At 66.9% G+C, this 24,028-nt stretch carries 1 protein-coding gene (only partly in view); it reads right to left on the bottom strand.

The whole window is internal to a lonely Cys domain-containing protein gene (locus tag ACIREO_RS08935) on the bottom strand: the coding sequence, 55,191 nt in all, runs 14,697 nt past the left edge and 16,466 nt past the right edge, and what appears here is coding positions 16,467-40,494 (codon 5,489, partial, through codon 13,498, complete); reading right to left, the first codon wholly in view occupies positions 24,025-24,027. Both the start codon and the stop codon lie outside the window.

The raw sequence follows: 24,028 nt of genomic DNA, 5'->3' as shown, positions 1-24,028 counted from the left end.
GTCAAGCGTCTCGAACACACCGCTGTCTGCTTTCAACGCCGCAGCCAAGAGCGCGGGTGCGGACAGCAGCGCCACCAGCAAGTGCGCGTACGGACGCAGCGTACGCAGCAGTTTCGTGTCCCTCAGCAGCAGTTCGTAGTCCACCACACTGTCCGGGGAACGGAACGACATGGTCAGCAGCGCACTGATGACTCCGGCTTCCTGGGCGAAACGCCTGACCACCGAGACCCGGTCCGGGGCCTTGAAGGACATCATCGCTGCGCCCACCGCGGGGATCCGGTCCACCAAATTGTCCAGTGCCGTCCCCTCGGCCTCGAATACGGCCCGCATGACCTCGAGGTCGCCGCCCAGATTGTGCAGTACGCGCGGCGCGTCGAAGAACCCCGCTCGCAGCCCGTCCTCGTTCTCCAGCGCCTTGATGACCTCGGGCCGGGCGAAATCCTGGAGCGGGGCCAGGTCCAGCTCGTCGTCCTCCGGCGCTCCCGCGAGCGCCACCGCGGACCACGGCAGGTCCTCGTCCGAGATCACGTCGAGCAGCCTCGGCGCATCGGCCATGAGCTCCATCAGCCCATCACTCTCGTCAAGGGCCACGACAAAGCTCTGAACACCCGTGGACCCTGAGCCGATCGCGTGCAGCACCCCCGGGAAGTCCAGCAACTTGACCAGCAGGTGCAGCCAGGTCGGACCATCACTCAGGTTCACGCGCTGCATGAATCCGACGAGGTCCCGTACGGACACCTCCTTGTGGGGGGGCACCACGCTGAGCACTATCTCCGCCGTGCTTCGGAGCGTGCTGCGCTCCTCCTCCGGCACATCCAGCGCGTCGAACGCTCTGGTCAAGGTGTCCCGCGGAGCTGTCCCCGTACCTGGTGCCCCGCCCCGGCCTCGCACCTTGGTGGGAAGCCCCAGGATGCAGTGCGCGATCTGTTCATGACGCGTCTTGCTGATAACGGGGCTTCTGCTTGCCTGCCAGGCAGGTAGCAGCACGGCATGCCACCGCGCCACCACCGACCTCTCGGGCTCCGCTTCGGACGGGCTCAGCTTCTTCAAGACCCGGTGTACCCCGCTGTACACACCGCGTTCCTTCTTACTCCAGTCCCTGTCCTCGTCGAAGGCAGTTGCAGTGGCGTCGAAAAGGATGCGGCGCGCGATCTGCTCACCCCGCTCCGAGAGGGGTGTATCCCGCAGCTCCCAGACAAGACGCAGCGCATCATGGCACCCCCGTACCTCCGACATGTCAGGCTCCACATCGGGCCGCTTCAGTTCCGCACTCAAAACCCGCAGCACCTCTTCACGCAGAGCGTCCCAGTCCTGCCCGCTCCCGCTCCCGTCCTCAACCGCAGGCGCCACAGCCGGCCCCCGCGTGTGCCCGCCGGAGACAACAGTGCCGGCGACTTGTGAGGCAAGCTGAACGGCAACCTGCTCGGCGACCTGCTCGGCGGCTAGCGCGGCAGCGACCCGTGCGGCCGCAACCTCCTCGGCGACCGTTTTGGCAGCCGTCACGGCACGTTTTGCGGCAGCCAGTTGGGCAGGCCGTCCGGCGGCGGCTCGTACGTCCACCTGCTTGGTGGCGGCTTCCGCGGCAACCTGTGCGGCGGCGGCCTGCGCGGTGGCCTTTGCGGTGGCGGCTTGTGCTTCGGCGGTGTTCAGGACGTGGGCGACCGCTCCCAGTGCGCGGAGTTGGTCGTCCGGGTCGGGCCAGTGCTGGTCGAGTGAGCTGCCGGTATCGGTAAGGGCCTTGGAGAGCAGGGACTGTGCCCGGCGGGCAGTGGTGTCCAGGATCTCGGAGGCCCGGGCGAACACGTCCACGCCCAGGTCACGCAGTTTCTCGCCTGCCGCCAGGAGGTTTGTGGCCTGTAGTTGTGCCGACTGGTCTTCTGACTGGTCGGTGGTACCGGCGGGTGCTTCCAGTGCGCCATGCAGGGCGGTGACCGCTGTGGAAAGGCTTTGCGCGCGGTTGAGGGCCGGGTGGTATCCGCTCAGGGCAGGGGGTGTGGGGGCGGGAGTCGGCCTCACGTGAAGGGGGGGGTTCTTGACGAGCAGCAGGGATTCCTTGAGGTGCTTGCTGTCTGCAACCACTCCCACCAGCGGGGGCGCGCCGGCGGTGTAGGACCCGCTGGTACCCCAGCGGTATTCGTTCTTACTGTTTCGTGCGCGGGATACCTCGTACACCACAGCGTCGACCTGGCCGTCTTCCGCCAGGGTGTAGAAGAGAGCGACTCCCCCGGTGCCGCCGCCCAGATGGGCGTGCAGTGGCCAGTTGGCCGTGGCCGGCTTCTCGCGCACGCCAACGACGGACCAGGCGAGCGTGTCCAGGGTCTCCTGATCCTTGGCGGTGAAACTCTCGCGCGTCACGCCTCCGGCGAACCACATCCGGCCGCTGTGTTTCCAATATTCCGGCTCGTTCAGCTTGAAGAGTCTGAAACGCTCGGCGCGTGCCTTTTCCGCGTCGGCTTTCTTGACGGCCCATTCCGTCTGGTGTTCCCGCCAACTGTGCGATGCTGCCGCCTTCATTGTGGCGTAGCCGTCGCCGGCGAAGGCCACGTGAGTCACGTCCAGGAAGTTCTGGAATTCCCGGCTGAAATCAGCTTCGGTGAGGACCGACGGCTTCGTCTTCTCCAGGAATTCCCGGAAGAGGTAGTCGCGAAGCCTTCCGGGGTGTTCGGCCAGCTCGTCGGCGATGGACGGCATCGCTTCCAGCAGGGGAAGCAGCTCGGGATTGTCGAACATAGCGGCGCCCACCGTGTCACCGTTCGGGCCCGCCAGCAGGTACGTCACCTCCGGCGAGAACCACGCGCCGCTGGCCCACACCGCATCGGCGCGGGCTTCGACGGCGGCCACCTCGCCCGTTTCGGTACGGCCACTGCCCTTACCGTCCGGATGTCCCGGATCCGCGGCCCCACCGACGGCGGCGGGCGTGGTTTCGACCGGCTGCCGCCGACCGGATCGCGTCCCGGCCGGTGCTGCCAGCAGCGACTCCAGTTCCTTGATGAGTGCGGCGGCGGGTACGGCGGCCTGTTCCGGCGAGAGGGGAGCGACGAAACGGTTCTCGTCCTTGGTCAGGTCGTCGATCAGACGACTGAAGTTCCGTGTCTCGGTGGCCAGTTCCTGCAGTGCTGAGTCGTACAGGAAGAGCGTGCGCAAGCCTTGGCGGGTTTCCAGGAACTGGGAGAGTCCCGGGCTCAGGAGAGCTCCCCGCAGCCGGGCAGCCGAGACATCGTTGAGCTTGAGATCACGGTTCGCCAGTTCTCCGGCAATGTTTTCGCTATTGCCCAGCAGCCTCTGCAGGAAGCCGGTGGCGTGCGGTGCGAGTGCAGGATTGCGCAGCAGCGCCTGCCATACCAGAGTGCCACCGGCCATCTCGTCGACCAGCACTCGCTGTGCGAGCAGGCCCTGCACCAGCAACGGTTCGGCCAACAGCGGACCAATGCGGCTCAAGTCCTTGAGCAGTGCCTCCGCCAGCCCGGGCACCGTCAGCACCGCATCCCTCAGAGCGGGGTCGCCCGCCAGCTTGGCCGCCAGTTTCTCATTGGCTCCGATCAGTCCAAGGACGGTGTCGTCGAGCAGTCTGCCCAGCAGTGCCTCAGACACCGCGGCGATGACCGGCACCAGTTCCGGCGTGGCGAGGGCGGCCTTCAGGACCCGGGGAGAACCGATCACCACGCCGAGGGCCTGTCGGCGCTCAGGGGGGGAGAGTTCGCCCAGCAGCTTGGTGTTGGTGAGCAGAGCACGGAAGGTCACGGGGTCCGCGGCGGTCTCGGGGTGCGCGGCCAGTTCCTCCGCCAGCCCCCGGTTCCTCACCAGAGGCTCAATCAGACCAAGTTCCGCGATGGCTGCCTCCACCCGGCCCGGCGTGGCCATCAGCGCGGCCACCACTTCCGGCCGGCGAGCCCTGTACAGCTCGTGCAGCCTGCTCACGAGTGCCCGACCCGGATCGGAGATCAACAACGACGCGATGGCGGGGCTGACAGTAACCGCCCGAGCCGCCTCCGAGCCGTGCAGCAGTAGAAGTCTCAGCAGCTTCGGTACTCGTGCCTCGTCGAACAGCTCCTGCCGATAGGCGCCGATAAACGCGGGGTTGTCGTGCAGCGCCCGACTGAGCTCGCCGTTGGGAATGAACATGCCCCGCAAGTTTTCGGTGTTCTGCGTGTACGCCAGCAATGTCTGTTGGCTTGTCATCAGTACCCCGGCGAGGTACTTGTCGTCGACGACCTGGCGCAGCGCCCACGGATGCTGCTCGAAGAACCCGATCAGGGAGGGATGTTCCTTGAGCGCCCCGGCCATATTGCGCGTGAAGAAGTAAGCCTGCGCGAAGAGCGCGTCCTCGCGCACCACACGATTCAGTTCGGAGTTGCCTTTCAGCGCCTCAAGCAGTTCCGAGCCAAAATCGTCCTCCCTTATGTCCCTTAGAAACTTCAGCTCCTCCTTATCCTCCGTCGAGGCAGAGCCGGGCGGGTTCGCCAGAAGAGCGCGGACAACCGAGGCCGCCGTCATGTCCAGCTCCAGCCCATTCGGGTTGAGCCGCTCCTTGCCGGTGGCCCGGATCTCTGCCAGCAGAGCCGCCTCGGTCTGCGCGGACAGCTCCTCGACCGCCGCGCTCGGTTCCGTCGCGGGAGTTGCCGCTGAGGCGGAGGTGGCTATGGCGTCGAACGACTCCGGGTCGCCCTCCCACCGCTCAGCGAATCCCTGCCGCCCCAGGGCCTCCCGCAGCAGCGACGGAGACTGCAGCAGAGCGTCGGCGGTCGGAGATTTGATGTGCGCGTGCCGTGTGTGCTCGTGCAGTGTGCGAAGGAGAGTGCCGTCACCGCGCAGCAGGCTCAGCCAGTGTCCCTCCCGCAGATCCGCCCCGCTGTCCAGTAGCCGCTGCAGCGTGTCCTTGGTGTCCTTCACGTTCTTGATGACCTGCGAGCGCAGCTCCCGATGGAGGATGAGCTCTTTTTCAAGCCGAGGGTGCTTGGTGAGCAGCTTCCTCAGGGCGCCGTCGTAGCCCGCCAGCACCGGCATCACAGCACGCTGCGTTCGGACCAGTTTGAGGAGGGTGCTGCCGGACTTCGTCATCGAGCAGACAAACCGGGGGTCGTCGCGTACGAACTCGTAGATCTCCGGCGCCTCGCGCATCATCGCCGACGTCTGGGAAACCAGGGTCGACAGGCGTGCGATGTGCGAAAAGCGGTACGCCCGCCGAGCGTTCTCCGACAGGCCCGCAATCGCCGGAAACTGGTACGCCTCCGGCTCTCTCGCATCGTCCTTCTTCGGAGTCATGACAAAGGCGCCGAGGCTTTTTCGCTCGCCCAGGTTCCCGGCGTCGTCCACCTGCTGGAAGCTCGACCAGATCAAGTAGTGGCGGAGCGCGATGGGAAGCACCGTGCTCGGCACAGGGACGGCCGCATCACCGGGCTGGTCCGCAGGCACCCCCTCTACAAAGACCTTCCGTAGGTTCCCGTTCTGCGGTGCGAGGAGCCGGCGCAGGGTGATCGGGTTGCCCGGATGGTGGGCGTGCTGGGTGAGGAGACGCAGCAGGTCGGGCTCGCTCATCAGCGTCGTGACCAATTCTCGGTCTTGGGTCAAGATCTGCCACACCGGACTGGCCTCGCGAAGGTACTTCACCATGCGTGAGGGTGCGGCCCTATCCGGCTTGACGTAAAATTCGCGCATTCTCTCTTCGGTAAGCGGCAGGACCGTCTCAGGCCGCGGCGCTCTCTCGGAGGCCAAGGGATCCTCGGTCCGGCGGAGCTCCGCCAGGAACTCCGTGTCGTCGACCATCGCGTTGAACTTGTCAAAGGCATGCGGATTGAGTCCGACGACGGTGGCCACGGCCCGGTTTCCTGCGGCCGCGGACAGCAAGTCGACGTTCCCGGTCAGCCGGATGTCGCGGGCCAGCCGCTCGCTCAACCACGGCGCGTCCTCCAACGCGTCAACAAGCTCCGGCGCCTCATTGAGCACCTCGATCACACGGCTGCCGATGACCTCATCGCGCGCCGCATCCCAGAGCACGGGCGCGGCCAGCAGCGCCACCAGCAGATCCGAATGGGGACGCAGCACCCGCAGCAGTTCCTCGTCCCGCAGCAGCGGTTCGTAGTCCACCGAAATTTCCGGGTGGCGGAACGACATGGTCAGCAGCGCGCCGATGAGTCCGGCTTCCGAGGCGATTCGCCTGACCGCCGCCGCCTCCGGGCCCTGGTCCTTGAAGGACAGCAGCGCGGCGCCCACTGCGGGGACACGGGACACCAGGTAGTGCAGATCCCCCCCGTTCTCCTCGAACACGGCCCGCATCACATCGGGGTGGCCGTCCAAATTCCGCAGCACGTTCGGGGTACGGAGGAACCCGTTCCGCAGCACCTCCTCCTTGTTCTCCAGCGCCTTGATGACCTCGGGCCGGGCCAGGACGGCGAGCGTGGCCTCATCTGTCGCTTCCCTGGGCAGACCCCTTGCCGTGATCGAGTCAAGCAGCATCGGCGCCTCGGCCATGAGCTCCACCAGCCCCGGGCTCTTCTCGAGCGCTGCAAAGAAAGGCAGGTGCATGGCCGCCACCTGCAAAACCCGCGGGAAGTCCAACATCCGGCGCAGCAGTGCCCGCCCCTCGGCTGTTCTCGCGGGTATGACGCGCATGAGATTGAAGAGGTCAACGACACGCTGGTCCTCGCCCCAGGGCACCTTGCCGCCCGGGAGACTGAGCACCGCCTGCAAATGCCATCGAATGGCCTCGCGCTGCTCCTCCGACCGGTGCTGAGCGACGATCGCGACCGCATCCTCGAGGGCCTGCCCGGCGCGACTGTCCAGGCCACCGCCCCCGGCAGCATCCCTCCGGGGTGCCCCGGCGCCTGGTGCCCCGCCCCGGCCCCGCACCTTGGCAGGAAGGCCCATGATGCGGCGCGCGATCTGTGCGCCACGCTCCCGAAGAATGACGTGCTGGCCCCACGAGGGGCGCAGCTCAGCATGGAACTTCGCCACCTCGGACGGCTCCGGCCACTTGTCGAGCTGCCCCAGTTCCCACTTCAAGGCCCGGCGTACCTCGTCACGCAGAGCGGGATCCCAGCCCTCCCCACTCCGGTCCTCATCCACCTCAACCTCAGAAGCGGGCTCAGAAACGGAGTCAGGAGCCGAGACGAAGGAAATAAGGTCCGGGTCCGGCTCCGATGTCGAAGCGGCTGCGGCCCGGCCCCCGGGCGCGGACTCCGGCCCGGCCACCGTGCCGGTCGTGAATGCCGATGCGGCCTGGATGGCGGCAGCGCCACCCAGGTCCTGGCCGAGGTCGGCCGCGCTCTCCCCCTCCTCCGACTCCCGCACGGTCAGGGGCTCGGCAACTCCGTCCCGCGTGACGCTCGTGGCGTCCAAGCTCAGAACCGGAGCCGTATTCGAGGTGGAGTTGGTCTGGGGGGCAAGGGTGGAGTCAGGGTCGGGCCCCAGGTCAATGACGACTGGGCCTGCATTAGGCGGGCTTACGGCCGCCCAGCCAGCGATCGCAGGCCCTCCACCGGCGGTGGGGGGCAGGTGCAGAATGTGCCCTCCCATCGGCGCGTAGTACTGCAGGGATGCGCCGTCTTGTGAGCCCCACACCGTGTGACCGGTCCCCGCGCTGATGTCAGCTCGCGGGTCGGTGTGCACGGTGCCACCGCTCGGCGCTGCCACCGGTGGCAGCGGCGCCGTATTCCTGGCGGTCAGGATGATATCGGCGCGCAGGCCAAATAGCTGCCGCACTGGGTCGTGCCACAACAGCTCAGCGATCTCGTCGGTCGGCACCCAAGCCTGGAAGCCTCCGGGCAGGGTGATGAGGCGGCGGCCAGTTCCATCCTCGTCGCCGAATTGCACGAGGTACTGCTGGAGCAGGCTCCACGGCGGGGTCTCCGTGGTCATGAAGGCGGCGCCGGGTACCGAGGTGGCCACCCTTTCGTAAATGATCAGATTTGGGCTCCCCACGGCATTTTCCCAAGCCCAGTTGCGGCCCGTCGGCTGATCGCCGAAATGAATCAGCTCGGTTTCCGGAGAGAAGGCTCCCCGCGTCTCCAGGTGGAAAGCGCCCAGTGCTGTCGGGTTGTACACGTCGCGTCCGGCTGCGGCGGCCTGGGTAACAAGTTCGAGCAGGTCGTCGTAACGCTCATTCTTGTCATATTCGCTCAGGAGTGACTGGTCCAAGTGGAGGACCTTGCCGATGCGGGTGTGCCGGTCAGGGACCCTGTCCTCCCATTCACATGCCTTCACCGTCGCCCAGAACATCCGCGAATGTTCGGGCTCCCCGATCACTGCCGTCTTGGTAAGGCGCAGAATCTGGGCAGTTTCGGCCTTCAGGCCGGAGGCGGTGTTAGGCAGTGACTTGGCCGCTTTGACGATCTGAGGCAGGGAGAGGAAGTCCGTCAGGGCGATATCTGGCTGGTTCTTGGCGGCTGCGGCTGCGCTGACCAGCAGGCCACGGTAGGCGTCGGGGCTCAGCTCCCCGTCCTGCAACTTGTGGTGTGCGCGGGCCGCGCGCTCGAACAGGTCCAGAGTGAAAGGCCCGAAGCGGTTCAGCAGTGGATCAACGGCCCGCATCATTTCGAGCGCACCGATACCGGGCAACAGCGTTTTTTTGTACTGACTGTCGTCCTCAATGTCCGGCCCGAAGGTGAGGCCTAGGGCTTCGATCAGCCGCAACACACGGACGTGGGTTGCGGCCGAGGCTTTACCGGGGCCTGTGTGCAGGCCGGCTTCTCTGGCGCGCTGGTCGAGCGTGTCACCGATGGGCTCAGGCCGGTTCACCACTGTCCTGCCACGCTGCCCGCGCGCATCGGTAAACATCCGGAATGCCCATTCGCCGTCCGGCGACCAGAAGACCCCGATAGATCTGGTGAACCCATGAGCCCGGCGGCCGGTCGCGTTGGCCGCATGCTGCAATTGACTCCTCGTCGCCAGCGGGTCCGGGACGAAAGCTGAGGGGACGTGGTTTGGACCAAGAATGAGAGTGATGCCCTCACGGGCGCCGCTGTAGCACGACGCAAGCAGCTCCTCGCCGCTCTCGTGGAGGTTCTCAAGGCTCGGGCGCTGCCGGAGTATTGGGCGTATTTCTTCCCCGACGACGAAATTCTCCGGGTTGTCCTTCGTCGGCAGAAGCGTCCTCATCGGCCGGCCATGGGCGCCGAAGACGTACAGCATCAGCTCGGGCCACGAAACGGGCGTGGGGTCCCTGAAATGTTCTCCGGTGACGGGGTTGACATGCCAGAGTGTCCTCGACTTTGCCGCGTTCCGAAGGTTTTTGGCCATCAACCTGTCCTGCATGAGGGGGAGATACTCTCTACCGCTCGAGTTGTTTTCGTCGTCGAGGAGGGTGCTGCTCAGCAACTCGGCCGGGGCGTTCTCGTGCGCCGCGGGGGGCACTGTCTGGCCGGGGCGAGAACGGAGCCAGCCCTGGCGTATGGACGCACGGGTTGCCAGGTAGATGGCGTGCGGCAGGGACGGGTCCCCCTGCTGGTGCAGGTGTAGGGGCCCGATGGCCGACCAGGTCTCCCGGTTGATCCGGTCCGCCACATTGCGCGGCAGCTTCGGGTCCCCGGCGCCCGCACCGGAAATGACCAGCAGCAATTTTACTTCCGGGGGGAGCGCGTTCAGCGCCGGATCGAGGGCCATCAGCTCGGCGAATACATCAATGGGAATCCGGCGGCCGAGCACCATGACATGGTCGTGAGCGCCCTCCGCTACCACCACATAAGGCTCCGGATCCCCGGGCTGGTGCCAGGAGGCCTTGCTCACCGGGCCGAACGTCAGCTTGCGGTTCCTGTCGCGGGGTGCCAGCCCGGCGACCGTCAGGTCCAGGTTCGGGACCGGAGCCCCCGACCAGTTGCGGCCGCGGCCCGGACGACCGTCGGGGAAGCCAAAGGCGTCGGACAGCACCCCATGGTGGTGGGCGAGATGGTACGCGGCGAAGGCGGCCAGGCTCTTGGAGTCCACCTTGCTGCTCTGGGCGGTCACGACCATTTCGACGCGCTGTCTACCGGGCACAACGAAGGTGGCGTCGAGGTTGAATACGCGGCGGGCCAGAGCGTCCAGGGCGGCCAGATCGAGTGGGCCGTCCCGCAGGGCGGGGTCGGTCTGCCGTAGCCGGTCAAGGCGGGCCAGGCCCCTGTGCCAGTTGGCGTACTCGGGCTTGCTCGTGACGTCCTTGCCGAATACGTCCACCATCAGCTGGTGGTGCACTGGCTGAGGGTTGGGGGTTGGTGTGGTGGGTTGTGGGTGGGTAGCGCGGGGGTCGCCGGGGACCCCGCCCATGCCGCCGCGCAGCCCTCGGGGCGGTAGTCCGAGGCCCAGCCGGAGCCGATGAGCGAGGCCTGTGACCCTGCGGGGATCTGCCCCGTCCGTCGCCAGGCGTTCGGCGACCTGCCTCACGGCGTTGCGGTACTCCTCGCCGGCGTACCGGGAGTCCGCGAGCACGGGGGGCAGCTCCAGCGGCAGCACCAGGCCGACGGCCGTGTCCCACGCCCAGGCCACGTACGTGGCCATTTCGGTGTCGTTGTCCGCGAACGCGGCCTCGAATTCATCGGAGGCCAACCGCCAGAGCCGCCGCGACGCCGCAGCCGCGATGGTGTCGAGCTCATGGGGCCAGGAATCGAGCTTCTGCATCAGCAGCCGTACCTGGTCCAGCGGCTGCTTCAGGTCGCTCACAGGAAGGCCGCTCAACTGGGCCTCGACGCGCTGGTCGAGCGTCAGCTCAGCACCTATGAACGTCAACTCCTCCTCGTTGGCGGCAACGCCGTCGCCAAGCTTCGGAAGGTTGTCAGGCAGGTCCACCTCCGTCACATGTCGTGCGACCCACTGCCGCTCGGCATCACCACGCTGCACCACGGGCACTTCCCCCGCATTGCCGAAACCACGCCGCGGGCCCAGATCGTACGGGTTGACGCCAAGGCCGATCAGCCTCGCCTCGGCCTCCGCCAGTTGCGTGGACGCCTCCTCTGCCCGGTCTGTGGCCCGCTGAATTGCGGCGGAGCCGATCCCCTCATCCTCCGGACGCTCGCTGAGGATCTTGACGGCCTGGTGCGCGTCGGCGGCAGCGCGCAGTGCGTCGGCGTGTTCACGACGCACGTCGTCAAGGTGGAGGGCATCCGCGACCCGCAGGGCCGCAGAAGCAGCGGCGTCCCAGTCCTCCCGGCTCCCGCTCCCGTCCTCAACCGCAGGCGCCACAGCCGGCCCCCGCGTGTTCCCGCCGGAGACAACGGTGCCGGCGACTTGTGCGGCGAGCTGTACGGCAACCTGCTCGGCGACCCGTTCGGCGGCGGCTTGCGCGGCAGCGGCCCGTGCGGCGGCGGCTTGCGCGGCCTCAACCTGCGCGGCGACCTTTCCGGCAGCCGTCGCGGCACGTTTTGCGGCAGCCCGTTTGGCAGACCGTCCGGGGGCGGGTTGCGTGGTGACCCCTGCGGCGGCGGGCTGCGCGGTGGCGGGTCGCGCGGTGGCGGGTTGCGCGGCCACCTTCGCGGTGGCGGGTTGCGCGGTGGTGTCCGCGGTGGCGGGTTGTGCGGTGGCGGTGTTCAGGACGTGGGCGACCGCTCCCAGTGCGCGGAGTTGGTCGTCCGGGTCGGGCCAGTGCTGGTCGAGTGACCTGCCGGTGCCGAGGATTTTGGAGAGCAGGGACTGCGCCTGGCGGGCAGTGGTGTCCAGGGTCCCGGAGGCCCGGGCGAACACGTCCACGCCCAGGTCACGCAGTCTCTCGCCTGCCGCCAGAAGGTTTCGGGCCTGTCGCTCTGCCGACTGGTCTTCGGACTGGCCGGTGGTGCCGGCGGGTGCTTCCAGTGCGCCATGCAGGGCGGTGACCGCTGCGGAGAGGGTTTGCGCACGGTTGAGGGCCGGGCGATACCCGTCGAGGGCAGGGGCTGTGGGGGCCGGGGTCGGCCTGACGTCAAGGGGGGGGTTTTTGACGAGAGCCTGGGATTCCTTGAGGCGCTCGTTGTCTGCGAGCACTCCCACCAGAGGGGGCGCGGCGGAGGAGTAGAACCCGCTGGTACCCCAGCGGTAGCGGTCTCTGCTTCGTGCGCGGGCTACCTCGTACACCACAAGGTCGACCTGGCCGTCTTCTGCCAGGGCGTAGAAGAGAGCGACTCCCCCGGTACCGCCGTCCAGATGGGCGTGCAGTGGCACGTTGACCGTGCGCGTCGTCTCCGCCACGCCGGCGGCGGACCCGGCGAGCGTGTCCAGGGTCTTCTGATCCTTGGCGGTGAAGGCTTCGCGTGTCACACCTCCGGCGAACCACATCCGGCCGCTGTATTCCCAAAATTCCCACTTGATCGGATTAAAATGTGCGAAACGGTCGGTGCGTGCTTTTTCGTCCTCGGCTACCTCGACGGCCCATTTTGTCTGGTGTTCCCGCCAGCTGTGCGATGCTGCCGCCTTCATTGTGGCGTAGCCGCCGCCGGCGAAGGACACGTGAGTCACGTCCAGGAAGTTCTGGAATTCCCGGCCGAAATCAGCTTCGGTCTGGACCGACGGCTTCGTCCTCTCCAGGAATTCCCGGAAGAGGTAGGCGTCGAGCCTTTCAGGGTGTTCGGCCAGCTCGTCGGCGATGGACGGCATCGCTTCCAGCAGGGGGAGCAGTTCGGGATTGTCGAGCAGAGCGGCGCCCACGGTGCGGCCGTTCGGGCCTGCCAGCAGGTCCGTCACCTCCGGCGAGAACCACGCGCCGGTCCACACCGCATCGGCGCGGGCTTCGACGGCGGCCACCTCGCCCGTTCCGGTACGGCCGCTGTCCTTACCGTCCGGGTGTCCCGGGTCCGCGGCCCCGCCGGCCGTGCCGGGCGCGGTTTCGACCGGCTGCTGCCGACCCGCTCGCGTCCCGGCCGGTGCTGCCAGCAGCGACTCCAGTTCTTCAATGAGATCGGCGGCCTGCTTCGGCGAGAGAGGAGCGACGAAACGGTTTTTATCCGTGGCCAGGCCCTCGATCAGGAGACCGAAGTTCCGTGTATTGACGGCCAGTTCCTGCAGTTCGGGGCTATCGAAAAACAGGGTGCGCAAGCCCTGGCGGGCTTCCAGCCACCGGGCGAGTCCCCGGCTCAGGAGAGCTCCCCGCAACAGGGTGGCCGAGTCACCGTCGAGCCCGAGATCACGGGAGGCCAGCTCAACGGCAATGCCGGGGTAGTCACCAAGCAGCCTCCTCAGGGCCCCGTTGGCGAGCGGTGCGAGGACCGGATTACGCAGCAGCGCGCGCCATACCAGAGAGTCATCGGCCGTCATCGCGTCGAACAACGCTCGATGTTCGAGCAGACCTTCCACCAGCATCGGTTCGTCCAGCAGCGGACCAATGAGGGCCCGGTTCTCGAGCAGTGCCTCCGCCAGCCCGGGCACCGTCAGCACCGCATCCCTCAGGGCAGGGACGACCGCCAGCTGAGCCCCCAGTCTCTCCTCGGCCCCGATCAGTCCCAGGACGGTGTCGCCGAGCAGTCTGCCCAGCAGTGCCTCAGGCACCGCGGCGATGGTCGGCACCAGTTCCGGCGTGACGAGGGCGGCCTTCAGGACCCGGGGAGAACCGATCACCATGCCGAGGGCCTGCCGGCGCTCAGAGGGGAAGAGTTCGTCCAGCAGCAGGGTGTGGCTGAGCAGATCACGGAAAGTCTCGGGGTCCGCGGCGGTCTCGGGGTGCGCGGCCAGTTCCTCAGCCAGCCCCCGGTTCCTCACCAGAGGCTCAATCAGACCAAGATCCTCGACGGCTGCCTCCACCCGGCCCTTTGTAGCCATCAGCGCGGCCACCACATCCGGCCGGCCATCATCCGGCCGGCCATCATCCGGCCGGCCATCATCCGGCCGGTCATCATCCGGCCGGTCATCATCCGGCCGGTCATCATCGTTATTGGCATCGTGCAGCGCGCGCAGCCTTTTCACGAGTTTCAACCCGGGACCGGAGCTCAACGATCGCAAGATAGCGGGGCTGACAGTAACCGCCCGAGCCGCCTCCGGGCTGCGTTCCAGCAGGACCCTCAGCGACGGCGGCGTAAATTCCGGGATGTACAGCGCTTCTTGATAGGCGCCGATGAACGCGGGGTTGTCGTGCAGCGCCCGACTGATCTTGCTGCCGGGCATGAACATGTCCCGCAAGCCCTCGGTGTTCCGGGTGTACGCCAGGAACGTCTCTTGGCTTGTCTCCAGTACCTCGGCGAGGTGTTCGTCTTCCACGACGTGGCGCAATGCCCACGGATGCTGCTCGAAGAACCCGATCAGGGAAGGATGGGCCTCGATCGCCCCGGCCATATGGGGCTTGAAGAAGTAAGCCTGCGCGAAGAGCGCGTCCTCGCGCACCACACGATTCAGTTCGGAGTTGCCTTCCAGCGCCTCAAGCAGTTCCGAGCCAAAATCGTCCTCCCTTATGTCCCTTAGAAACTCCAGCTCCTCCTTATCCTCCGTCGAGGCAGAGCCGGGCGGGTTCGCCAGAAGAGCGCGGATAACCGAGGCCGCCGTCATGTCCAGCTCCAGCCCATTCGGGTTGAGCCGCTCCTTGCCGGTGGCCCGGATCTCTGCCAGCAGAGCCGCCTCGGTCTGCGCGGACAGCTCCTCGACCGCCGCGCTCGGCTCCGTCGCGGGAGTTGCCGCTGAGGCGGAGGTGGCTATGGCGTCGAACGACTCCGGGTCGCCCTCCCACCGCTCAGCGAATCCCTCCCGCCCCAGGGCCTCCCGCAGCAGCGACGGAGACTGCAGCAGAGCGTCGGCGGTCGGAGATTTGATGTGCGCGTGCCGTGTGTACTCGTGCAGTGTGCGAAGGAGAGCACCGTCACCGCGCAGCAGGCTCAGCCAGTGCCCCTCCCGCAGATCCGCCCCGCTGTCCAGTAGCCGCTGCAGCGTGCCCTCGGTGTCCTCCACGTTCTCAATGACCTGCGAGAGCAACTCCGGGTACAGGGCCAGCTCGATCGCAATCCGAGAGTGCTGGGTAAGCAGCTTCCTCAGGGCGCCGTCGTAGGCCGCCAGCAACGGCACCACCTCCGGCCGCACCTTGATCAACTGGGCCAAGTCCGTTCGGGACTTCGTCAGCGAGGCGACAAACCGGGAGTCGTCGCGTACAACTTCGTAAAATTCCGGTATCTCGCGCATCATCGTCGCCGTCACGGAAACCAGGCTCGTCAGGCGTGCGATGTGTGAAAAACGGTACGCCCGCTGAGCGTTCTCCGACAGACCCGCAATCTCCGGAAACGGGTACGCCGGCGGCTCCCCCCCGTCGTCCTTCTTCGGATTCATGACAAAGGCGCCGAGGACGTCTCGCTGGTTCCTGTTCCGCTCGTCGTCGTCGTCCTCTTCCACCTGCTGGAAGGATGACCAGACCAAGTAGTGGCGGAGCGCGATGGGAAGCACCGTGTTCGGCACAGGGACGGCCGGATCACCGAGCTGGTCCGCAGGCACACCCTCTACAAAGAACTTCCGTAGGTTCCCGTTCTGCGGTGCGAGGAGCCGGCGCAGGGTGATCGGGTTGCCCGGGTTGTCGGCGTGCCGGGCGAGAAGACGCAGCAGGTCGGGCTCCCCCAGCAGCGTCCTTACCACTTCTTTGTCTTTGAGCAATTCCCGCCACACCGGACTGGCCCCGTCACGCAGGCGCATCACCAGAGCAAAGGGCATGGCCTCGGCTATTTCCTCTTCTTCCTTTTCGGTCAGCGTCCGGACCGACTCGGTCCGCGACGCGCTGCCAGGATCCAAGGGGTCCCTGGTCTGGAGGAGTGCGTTCAGGACGCCCTTGTTGTTCATCGTGTCGAACGCGTCGAATGCATGCGGATTGAGTCCTACGACGGTGGCCACGGCCGGGTTTCCTGCGGCCACCCACAGCAGATCGACTTTGCGGGCCAGCCGCTCGCTCAACCACGGCGCGTCCTCCAACGCGTCAACAAGCCCCGGCGCGAGATTGAGCGCCTTGAGCACATCGCTGCCGGTGGCTTTGTCGCATGCCGCTTCCAAGAGTGCGGGCGCGGCCAGCAGCGCCACCAGCAGATCCGGGTGGGGACGCAGCGTTCGCAGCAGATTCGCGTCCCCCATCAGCCGTTCGTAGTCCACCGGGGTTTCCGGGTGGCGGAACGACATGGTCAGCAGCGCGCCGATGACTCCGGCCTCCGAGGCAAATCGCCTGGCCACTGCCACGCTGCTGTCCCCGAAGGACAGCAGCGCGGCACCCACTGCGGGGACACGGGACACCAGGAGGCGCAGATCTCCCCCGTCCTCCTCGAACACGGCCCGCATCACATCGAGGTTGCCGTCCAAATGCTTCAGTACATTCGGGGTAGCGAGGAAATGTTCCCGCAGCACCCCCTCCTCCTCCTCCTCCAGAGCGTCGATGACCTCGGGCCGGGTCAGGACGGCGAGCGTGGCCTCATCTGTCGCGTCCTTCGGCAGACCCTGGTCGGTGATCGCGTCGAGCAGCATCGGCGCCCCGGCCAGGGCCCCCACCAGCCCCGGGCTCTTCACGAGCGCTTCGAAGAGAAGCCGGTCCTGGACCGCCGCGTCCCGAACCTCCGGGTGCGCCTCGTCCAGGACCTCCACCATCCCCGGGCTCTTCACGAGCGCTTCAAAGACCTTCGGGTGCGCCTCGTCCAGGACCTCCACCATCCCCGGGCTCTTCTCGAGCGCTTCAAAGAAAAGCCGGTACACGGCCGCCGCGTTCAGGACCTTCGGGAAGTCCAACAACCGGCGCAGCAGTGCCATCGCTTCGGGTGTGTCCGTCTCCGTGGAGCCCATCACATAGAGGAGGTCCTCGACACGCGTGTCCTCGCCCCAGGGCACATCGCCGCCCGGGAGACTGAACACCTCCTTCGAAACCTCTCGAATGACGCTGCGTTCCTCCTCCGATATGTTCGGCGCCAGCGCGACGATGGCAGCGTCGACGGCCTCCCGGGCGCGGCTGTCCAGGCCACCGCGCTGGGCAGGATTCCTCCGGGATGCCCCGGCGCCTGGTGCCCCGCCCAGGCCCCGCACCTTGGTGGGAAGCCCCACGATGCAGTGCGCGATCTGCGCAGCACGCTCCTTGGTACTGGTGTTTTCCTCCCAGGTAGGCCGCAGCACAGAATGCCACCGCGCCACCACCGACCTCTCGGGCTTCACACCAGGCCGCTTCAGGTCGTTCGCCAACGCCAGGACTACGTCGCTGTACACAGCACGATCCCAGTCCTGCCCACTCCCGTCCTCGTTCTCGACCGCAAAAGCGAAGGCATCTGCAGTGGCGTCGAAAAGTATGCTGCGCGCGATCTGCTCCCCAAGGATGCGTCGCGCGATCTGCTCACCATGCTCCCCGAGGAGTGTCTGCCGCTGCTCCCAAACAGGCAGCAGCGTTCTGTACCGCTCCTGCACCTCCGACATATCAGGCACCACAGTGGACTTCAGTTCCGCCCTCAAGACCAGCAGTACCTCCTCACGCAGAGCGTCCCAGTCCTCCCCGCTCCCGTCCTCCACCGCAGGCGCCACAGCCGGCCCCCGCGTGTTCCCGCCGGAGACGACGGCCCCGGCCGCTTGTACGGCGACCTGGTGGGCAACCCGTGCGACGGCTTGCGCGGAAGCGACCCGGGCGGCCTCGACCTGCGCGGCCACCCGTCCGGCAGCCTGCGCGGCACGCCTTGCGGCAGCCTGCGCCGCAGACCGCCCGGCGGCGGTCTGCACCGCCACCCGCCTAGTGGCGGCTTCCGCGGCCACCTGCGCGGCAGCAGCCTCCGCGGCGGACTTCGCGGCGACTGCCTGCACGTCCGCGGTGTTCAGGACATGGGCGACCGCGCCCAGCGCACGCAGTCGGTCGTCCGGATCAGACCAGTGCCGCTCCAGTGAACTACCAGTATCGGCAAGGACCCCGGAAAGCAGGGACCCCGCCTGACCGCCGGCAGGGGTGTCCAGGATCTCGGACGCCTGGACGAAAATGTCCACGCCCAGGTCACGCAGTTTCTCGTCTGCCGCCAGGATGTTCCGGGCCTGTCCCGCCGCCCGCTCCTCGGACAGACCAGCGGCACCGACAGGTGCTTTCAGCGCGGCATGCAGGGCGGTGACCGCTTCGGAGAGACTCCGCGCCCGGTTGAGAGCCGGGAGATATCCGTCGAGGGCAGGGGGTACGGGGGCGGGGACCGGCCTGACCACACGGGGCCGGGCTTCGACGAGCCGCTCGGATTCCACGAGGTGCTCATTACCAACCACGTCATCCAGGTTGGGCGGTGCGGTGTAGGTCCCGTTACCCCAGTTGTAACGGTTGTCGTCACTGCGGCCGTACGCGACCGCGTAGAACACCACATCGACCTTGCCGTCTTCCGCCAGAGCATAGAAGAAAGCAACTCCGCCTTCGCCGTCGCCCAGGTGGGCATGCAGTGGCACGTTGACCTTGGGCTTTTTGTGCCGCACGCCGACAACGGAGACGGAGAGCTGCTTCAGGGTTACGTCATGCGCGTCGCTGAAATCACGGGGCTTCAGGCCGCCGGCGAACTTTATGCGGCCACTCTGCTCCCAGGTACCGTCGGCCAGCGGATCGAATTCTTTGAACCGCCGGATGCGATCCTTTTCCTCGTCGGCTGTCTTGGTGGCCCACGCCTTCTGGAGTTCCCGCCAGCTGTGCGATGCGGCCGCCTTCAGTTTCGCGTAGCTGTCGTCGGCGAGGGACTCATGGGCCGACCCGAGAGTCACCAGGAAATTGTTGAACGCCCGGCCGAAATCAGCTTCGGTCTGGAACGGCGGTTCCATCTTGTCCAGGAATTCCCGGAAGCGGTAGGCGCTGAGCCTTTCAGGGTGTTCGGCCAGTTCGTCGGCGATGGACGGCAGCGCTTCCAGCAGAGGGAGCAGTTCAGGACTGTCCAGCAGAGCGGCGCCCACCGTGTCACCATGCGGGCCCGCCAGCAGATACGTCACCTCCGGTGAGATCCCCGCGCCGCCGGTCCGCACCACATCGGCGCGGTCGTCGACGGCAGCCACCTCACCCGATTCGGCACGGCCACTGCCCTCACCGTCCAGGTGCCCTGGGTCCGACGCCCCGCCCGCGGTGCCCGGCGTGGTTCCGACCGACTGCTGCCGACCAGATCTCGCCCCGGCCGGTGCTGCCGCCAGCTCCAGCTCATCGATGAGTGCGTCGGCCTGTTTCGGCGACAGGGTTGCGACGAAGCGGTTCGGGTCCTTGGTCAGGCTGTCGATCAGATGCCCGAAGTTCCGTGTCTTGACGGCTAGTTCCTGCAGTGCGGGCCTAGTGAAAAACAGCGTGCGCAAGCCTTGGCGGGCTTCCAGGAACGGCGCGAGTCCCGGGCTCAGGAGAGCTCTCCGCAACAGGGCGGCCGAGACGTCGTCTAGCTCAAGATCATGGGCGGCCAGATCTCCGGCAATGTTCGGGCTTTTCCTCAGCAGCCTCTTCACGGAGCCAGTGGCCTGCGGTGCGAGTGCAGGGTTGCGCAACAGCACCCGCCATACCGGAGTGCCACCGGCCATCTCGTGGACCAGCGCTCGCTGCGAGAGCAGGCCTCTCGCCAGCATCGGTTCGTCCAGCAACGGACCAATGAGGGCACTGTCCTTGAGCAGTGCCTCCGGCAGCCCGGGCACCATCAGCAACGCATCCCTCAGAACGGGGACGTCCGCCAGATGAGTCGCCACCTTCTCATCGTCTGCGATCAGTCCCAGAACGGTGTCGTCGAGCAGCCTGCCCAGCAGTGCCTCAGGCGCCGCGGCGATGGCCGGCACCAGTTCCGACGCGTCGAGCGCGACCTTCAGAACTCGGGGAGAACCGATCACCACGCCGAGGGCCTGCCGGTGCTCAGGGCGGGAGAATTCGCGCAGCAGCTCGGACCGGGAGAGCAGAGCGCGGAAGGTCTCGGAGTCCGCGGCGGTCTCCGGGTGCGCCGCCAGTTCCTCAGCCAGCCCCATGGTCCCCTCCAGAGGCTGGACCAGACGAAGATCCCCAACGGCTGCCTCCACCCGGCCCGGCGTGGCCAACAGTGCGGCCACCACATCCGGCCGACCACCCTCGTGCAGCGCGTGCAGCCTGTCCACGAGTTCCTTGCCCCCAACGCCAAGCAACGACCGCCTGAGACCGGGGCGGACAGCCAACGCCTCTGCCGCCTCCGGGCTGAGTTCCAGCAGGTCCTTCAGCGGCGGCGGCGTAAACAGGTCGATGTACAGCGAATGTTTATAGACGTCGATGAATGCGCGGTTGTGGTGCAGCGCCCTACTGATTGCACCGTCGGGTACGAACAAATCCCGCAATTGTTCGTAGTTCCGGGTGTATGCCAGAAACGTCTCTTGGCTTGTTCTCAGCACCCCGGCCAGGTGCTTGTCTTCGACGACCTGGCGCAGCTCCCAAGGATGCTGCTCGAAGAACCCGATCAGGGAAGGACGTTCCCTCAGCGCCTCGGCCATATCAGACGTGAAGAAGTAAGCCTGCGCGAAGAACGCGTCCTCGCTCACCACGCGCTTCAGTTCGGAGTTGTTCCTGTCTCCCAGCGCATCACGCAGAAGGTGCAGTTCCGGAGCCAGGCTCTCCCGCCCTATCTTCTCCAGCTCCTCCTCCACCAATTCGGGGCGGGGCGGGTTCGAAAGGAGGGCGCGGACGGTCGGGGCCAGCGCCATGTCCAGCTGTAGCCCGTTCAGGTTGAGCCGCTCCTCGCCGGTCGCCTGGATCATTTCCAGCAGAGCCGTCTTGGTCTGCGGGTGCAGCTCATCGGCCGCCGCGCTCGGTTCCGCCGCAGAAGGTATTGCTGGGGCGGAGGTGGCTTTGGCGTCGAACGACACCGGGTCGCCCTTCCACCGCTGAGCGAATCCCTGCCGTCTCAGGGCCTCCCCCAGCAGGGGCGAAGACTGGAGCAGAGCGCGGGCGGTCGGAGAGCCGGTGTGCTCGTGCAGTGCACCAAGGAGAGCGCCGTCACCGCCCAGCAGGCTCAGCCAGTGCCCCTCCCTCAGATCCGCCCCGGCGTCGGTCTCCAGCAGCTGCTGCAGCATGTCCCCGGTGTCCTTCACATTCTTGATGACCTGCGAGAACAGCTCCGGGTTCCGGACGAGCTCATTGCCAAACCGGGAGCGCTTGGTGATCAGCTTCCTCAGGGCGCCGTCATGGGCAGCCAGCACCGGCAGCGCATCATGCTGCATTCTGATCAGTGCGGCCAAGGGGCTCAGGGACTTCGTCAGCGAGCAGACAAACCGGGAGTCGTCGCGTACGACCTCGTGGAATCCCCGTACCTCGCTCACCATCTCCAACGCTTCGGGAACCAGGCTCGACAGGCGTGCGATGTGCGGAAAGCGCCACGCCCGCCGACCGTTCTCCGACAGACCCGCAATCTCCGGGAACTGGTACACCGCCGGCTCCCTCGCGCCATCCTTCTCCGGAGGCATGACAAAGGCACCGATGCTGTTCCGTTCGCGCATGTTCCATCGGGTGTCATCCACCTGCTGGAAGCTTGACCAGACCGAGTAGTGGCGGAGTGCGATGGGAAGCACCGTGCTCGACACAACGCCCTCTATGAAGACCTTCCGCAGGTCCCCGTTCTGTGGTGCGAGGAGCCGGCGCAGGGTGATCGGGTTGCCCGGATGGTGGGCGTGCTGCGTGAGGATACGCAGCAGGTCGGGCTCCTTCAGCAGCGTCCTTTGCACTTCTGGGTCATTTTTGATCAAGGCCTTCCATACCGGACTGACCGTGCGAAGGTGGACCACCATGGACACGGGAGACTTGAACGGGTCCATTTCCGCATCGGTCAGCGGCTGGACCGGCTCGGTCTGCGACGCGCTGCCAGAAGCCAAGGGGTCCTTGGTCTGGCGGAGCTCGGCCAGGACATCCTTGTCGTCCATCATCTTGAACTTGTCGAAGGCATGTGGATTGAGTCCTACGACGGTGGCCACGGCCGGGTTTCCTGCGGCCGCGGACAGCAAATCGACGTTGCCGGTCAGCCGGATGTCGCGGGCCAGCCGCTCGCTCAACCACGGCGCGTCCTCCAACGCGTCAACAAGCTCCGGCGCGCCGTTGAGCACCTCGATCACACGGCTGCCGATGTCCTCATCGCGCGCCGCATCCCAGAGCACGGGCGCGGCCAGCAGCGCCACCAGCAGATCCGAATGGGGACGCAGCACCCGCAGCAGTTCCTCGTCCCGCAGCAGCAGTTCGTAGTCCACCGAAATTTCCGGGTGGCGGGACGACATGGTCAACAGCGCGCCGATGACTCCGGCCTCCGAGGCGAACCGCCTGGCCACCGCCACGCTGCCGTCCCCGAAGGACCGTAGCGCGGCACCCACTGCGGGGACACGGGACACCAGGTGGTACAGGTCGCCTCCGTCCTCCTCGTACACGGCCCGCACCACATCGAGGTCACCGTCCAAGTTCTTCAGTACGTTCGGGGCCCCGAAGAACCCTTGCCGCAGCACCACCTCCTCCTCCAGCGCCTGGATGACCTCGGACCGGGCCAGGACGGCGAGCATGGCCTGATCTGTCCCTGCCATGGGCAGGCCACGGTTGGTGATCGAGTCGAGCAGCATCGGCGCCTCGGCCAAGAGCTCCACCAGCACCGGGCTCTTCTCGAGCGCTTCGAAGAAAGGCCGGTATCTGGTCGCCGCCTGGAGAACCTTCGGGAAGTCCAACAACCGGCGCAGCAGTGCCCGCCCGTCGGGTGTTACCGCCGTGCGTGTTTCGACCATCAAATAAACAAAGTTCTCGACACGCAGGTTTTCGCCCCAGGGCACATCGCCGCCCTTGAGACTGAGCACCACCTCCGCATGCTCGCGAGCGCGGCTCCGGGCCTCCTCCTCCGCCAAGCCCAGCGCGACGAGTGCCTCGTCGACGGCCTGCCGGGCGCGGCTGGGCAAGCCACCGCGCCTGGCAGCATTCCTCCGAGATGCCCCGGCGCCAGGTGCCCCGCCCCGGCCCCGCACCTTGGTGGGGAGCCCCACGATGCAGCGCGCGATCTGCGCAGCACGCTCCTTGGTGCTGGTGTTTACGTGCCAGGTAGGACGCAGCACAGAATGCCACCGCGCCACCACCGCCGGCATCTCGCTCTCGGGCACAACATCAGGCCGCTTCAGATCCTTCGCCAACGCCCGGAATACATCGCTGTACACGGCAGGATCCCAGTCCGGCCCGCTCCGGTCCTCGTTCTCGACCGCAAGAGCGAAGGCATGTTCAGTGGCGTCGAAAAGGATGCTGCGCGCGATCAGCCCACCACGCTCCTCCCGCACGGCATCCTCATCGGGGAGTGTCTCCCGCTGCTCCCAGACAGGCAGCAGCGCGGCATAGCCCCGCTTCACCTCCGATATATCAGGCACCACATCGGAACGCCCCAGTTCCGCCCTCAGGGCCAGCAGCACCTCATCACGCAGAGCGTCCCAGTCCACCCCACTCCCGTCCTCGACCTCGACCGGAGAAGCGGAGGCAGGGGCGGGGGCGAAGGAAATGAGGTCGGGATCCGCGTTACTGCCCGGAACGCCCTCGGCCGCGCTCTCCTCCTCCGCCCGCTCCGTCCCCGCGGGCGCTCCCAGGGCGGCCAGCGCTTGTACCCGCAGCTCGACCTCGGCGGACACGCCCTGCTCGAAGTCGAGTCCTCTGTTCCAGGAGGTCCGGTAGACGTACACCATGTCGCTGTCGTCCAGCCCATGGGCGTCGGCTGCGGCGCGTGTCCCGGGTGTGAGTATCCCGGCGTCCTCGGCAAGGCCGGCGGTCAGGGTCTCCTCGTCGAAGGAGCGCGGGTCAAAGGGGTGGACGCGGCCGGACGGGTGCGCCCAGTGCTTGCTGGTGCTGCCGTCGGACGTACGTGTCGTCAGCAGGACCGGCACGTGGAGATCGTGTGCGAGGTCGCGGGCGAGGAGGGGGGCCGACAGGCCGATGTACCGGGTCAGCAGCGGCAGTTCCAGCTCCGGGCGGGCCGGCTTCGGGAGAGCAGCCTCCGGGGAGACCTCGACGGGCGGGAAGAGTTCGGTCCGTGTCTGCTGAACGGTGCGGATGATGTCGTTGAGGCCGACGGTGAGGTCGGGCAGGTCCGGCAACGCCCCGGACCAGCCCTCGTACTGGGCCAGGGACGCGCGCGCCCTCTGCCGGGCCGGGGACTCGGCCTCGGACGCCTGCGCGTCATCCTGCTGGGCCAGGGCGTCGAGATCGCCGCTGATGCTGGTGACCGCCCAG

This window comes from Streptomyces sp. NPDC102441 (assembly GCF_044765585.1).
GTDB lineage: Bacteria > Actinomycetota > Actinomycetes > Streptomycetales > Streptomycetaceae > Streptomyces.
Note: the sequence above shows the minus strand (reverse complement) of the source record. Positions and strands in the feature narration are given on the sequence as shown.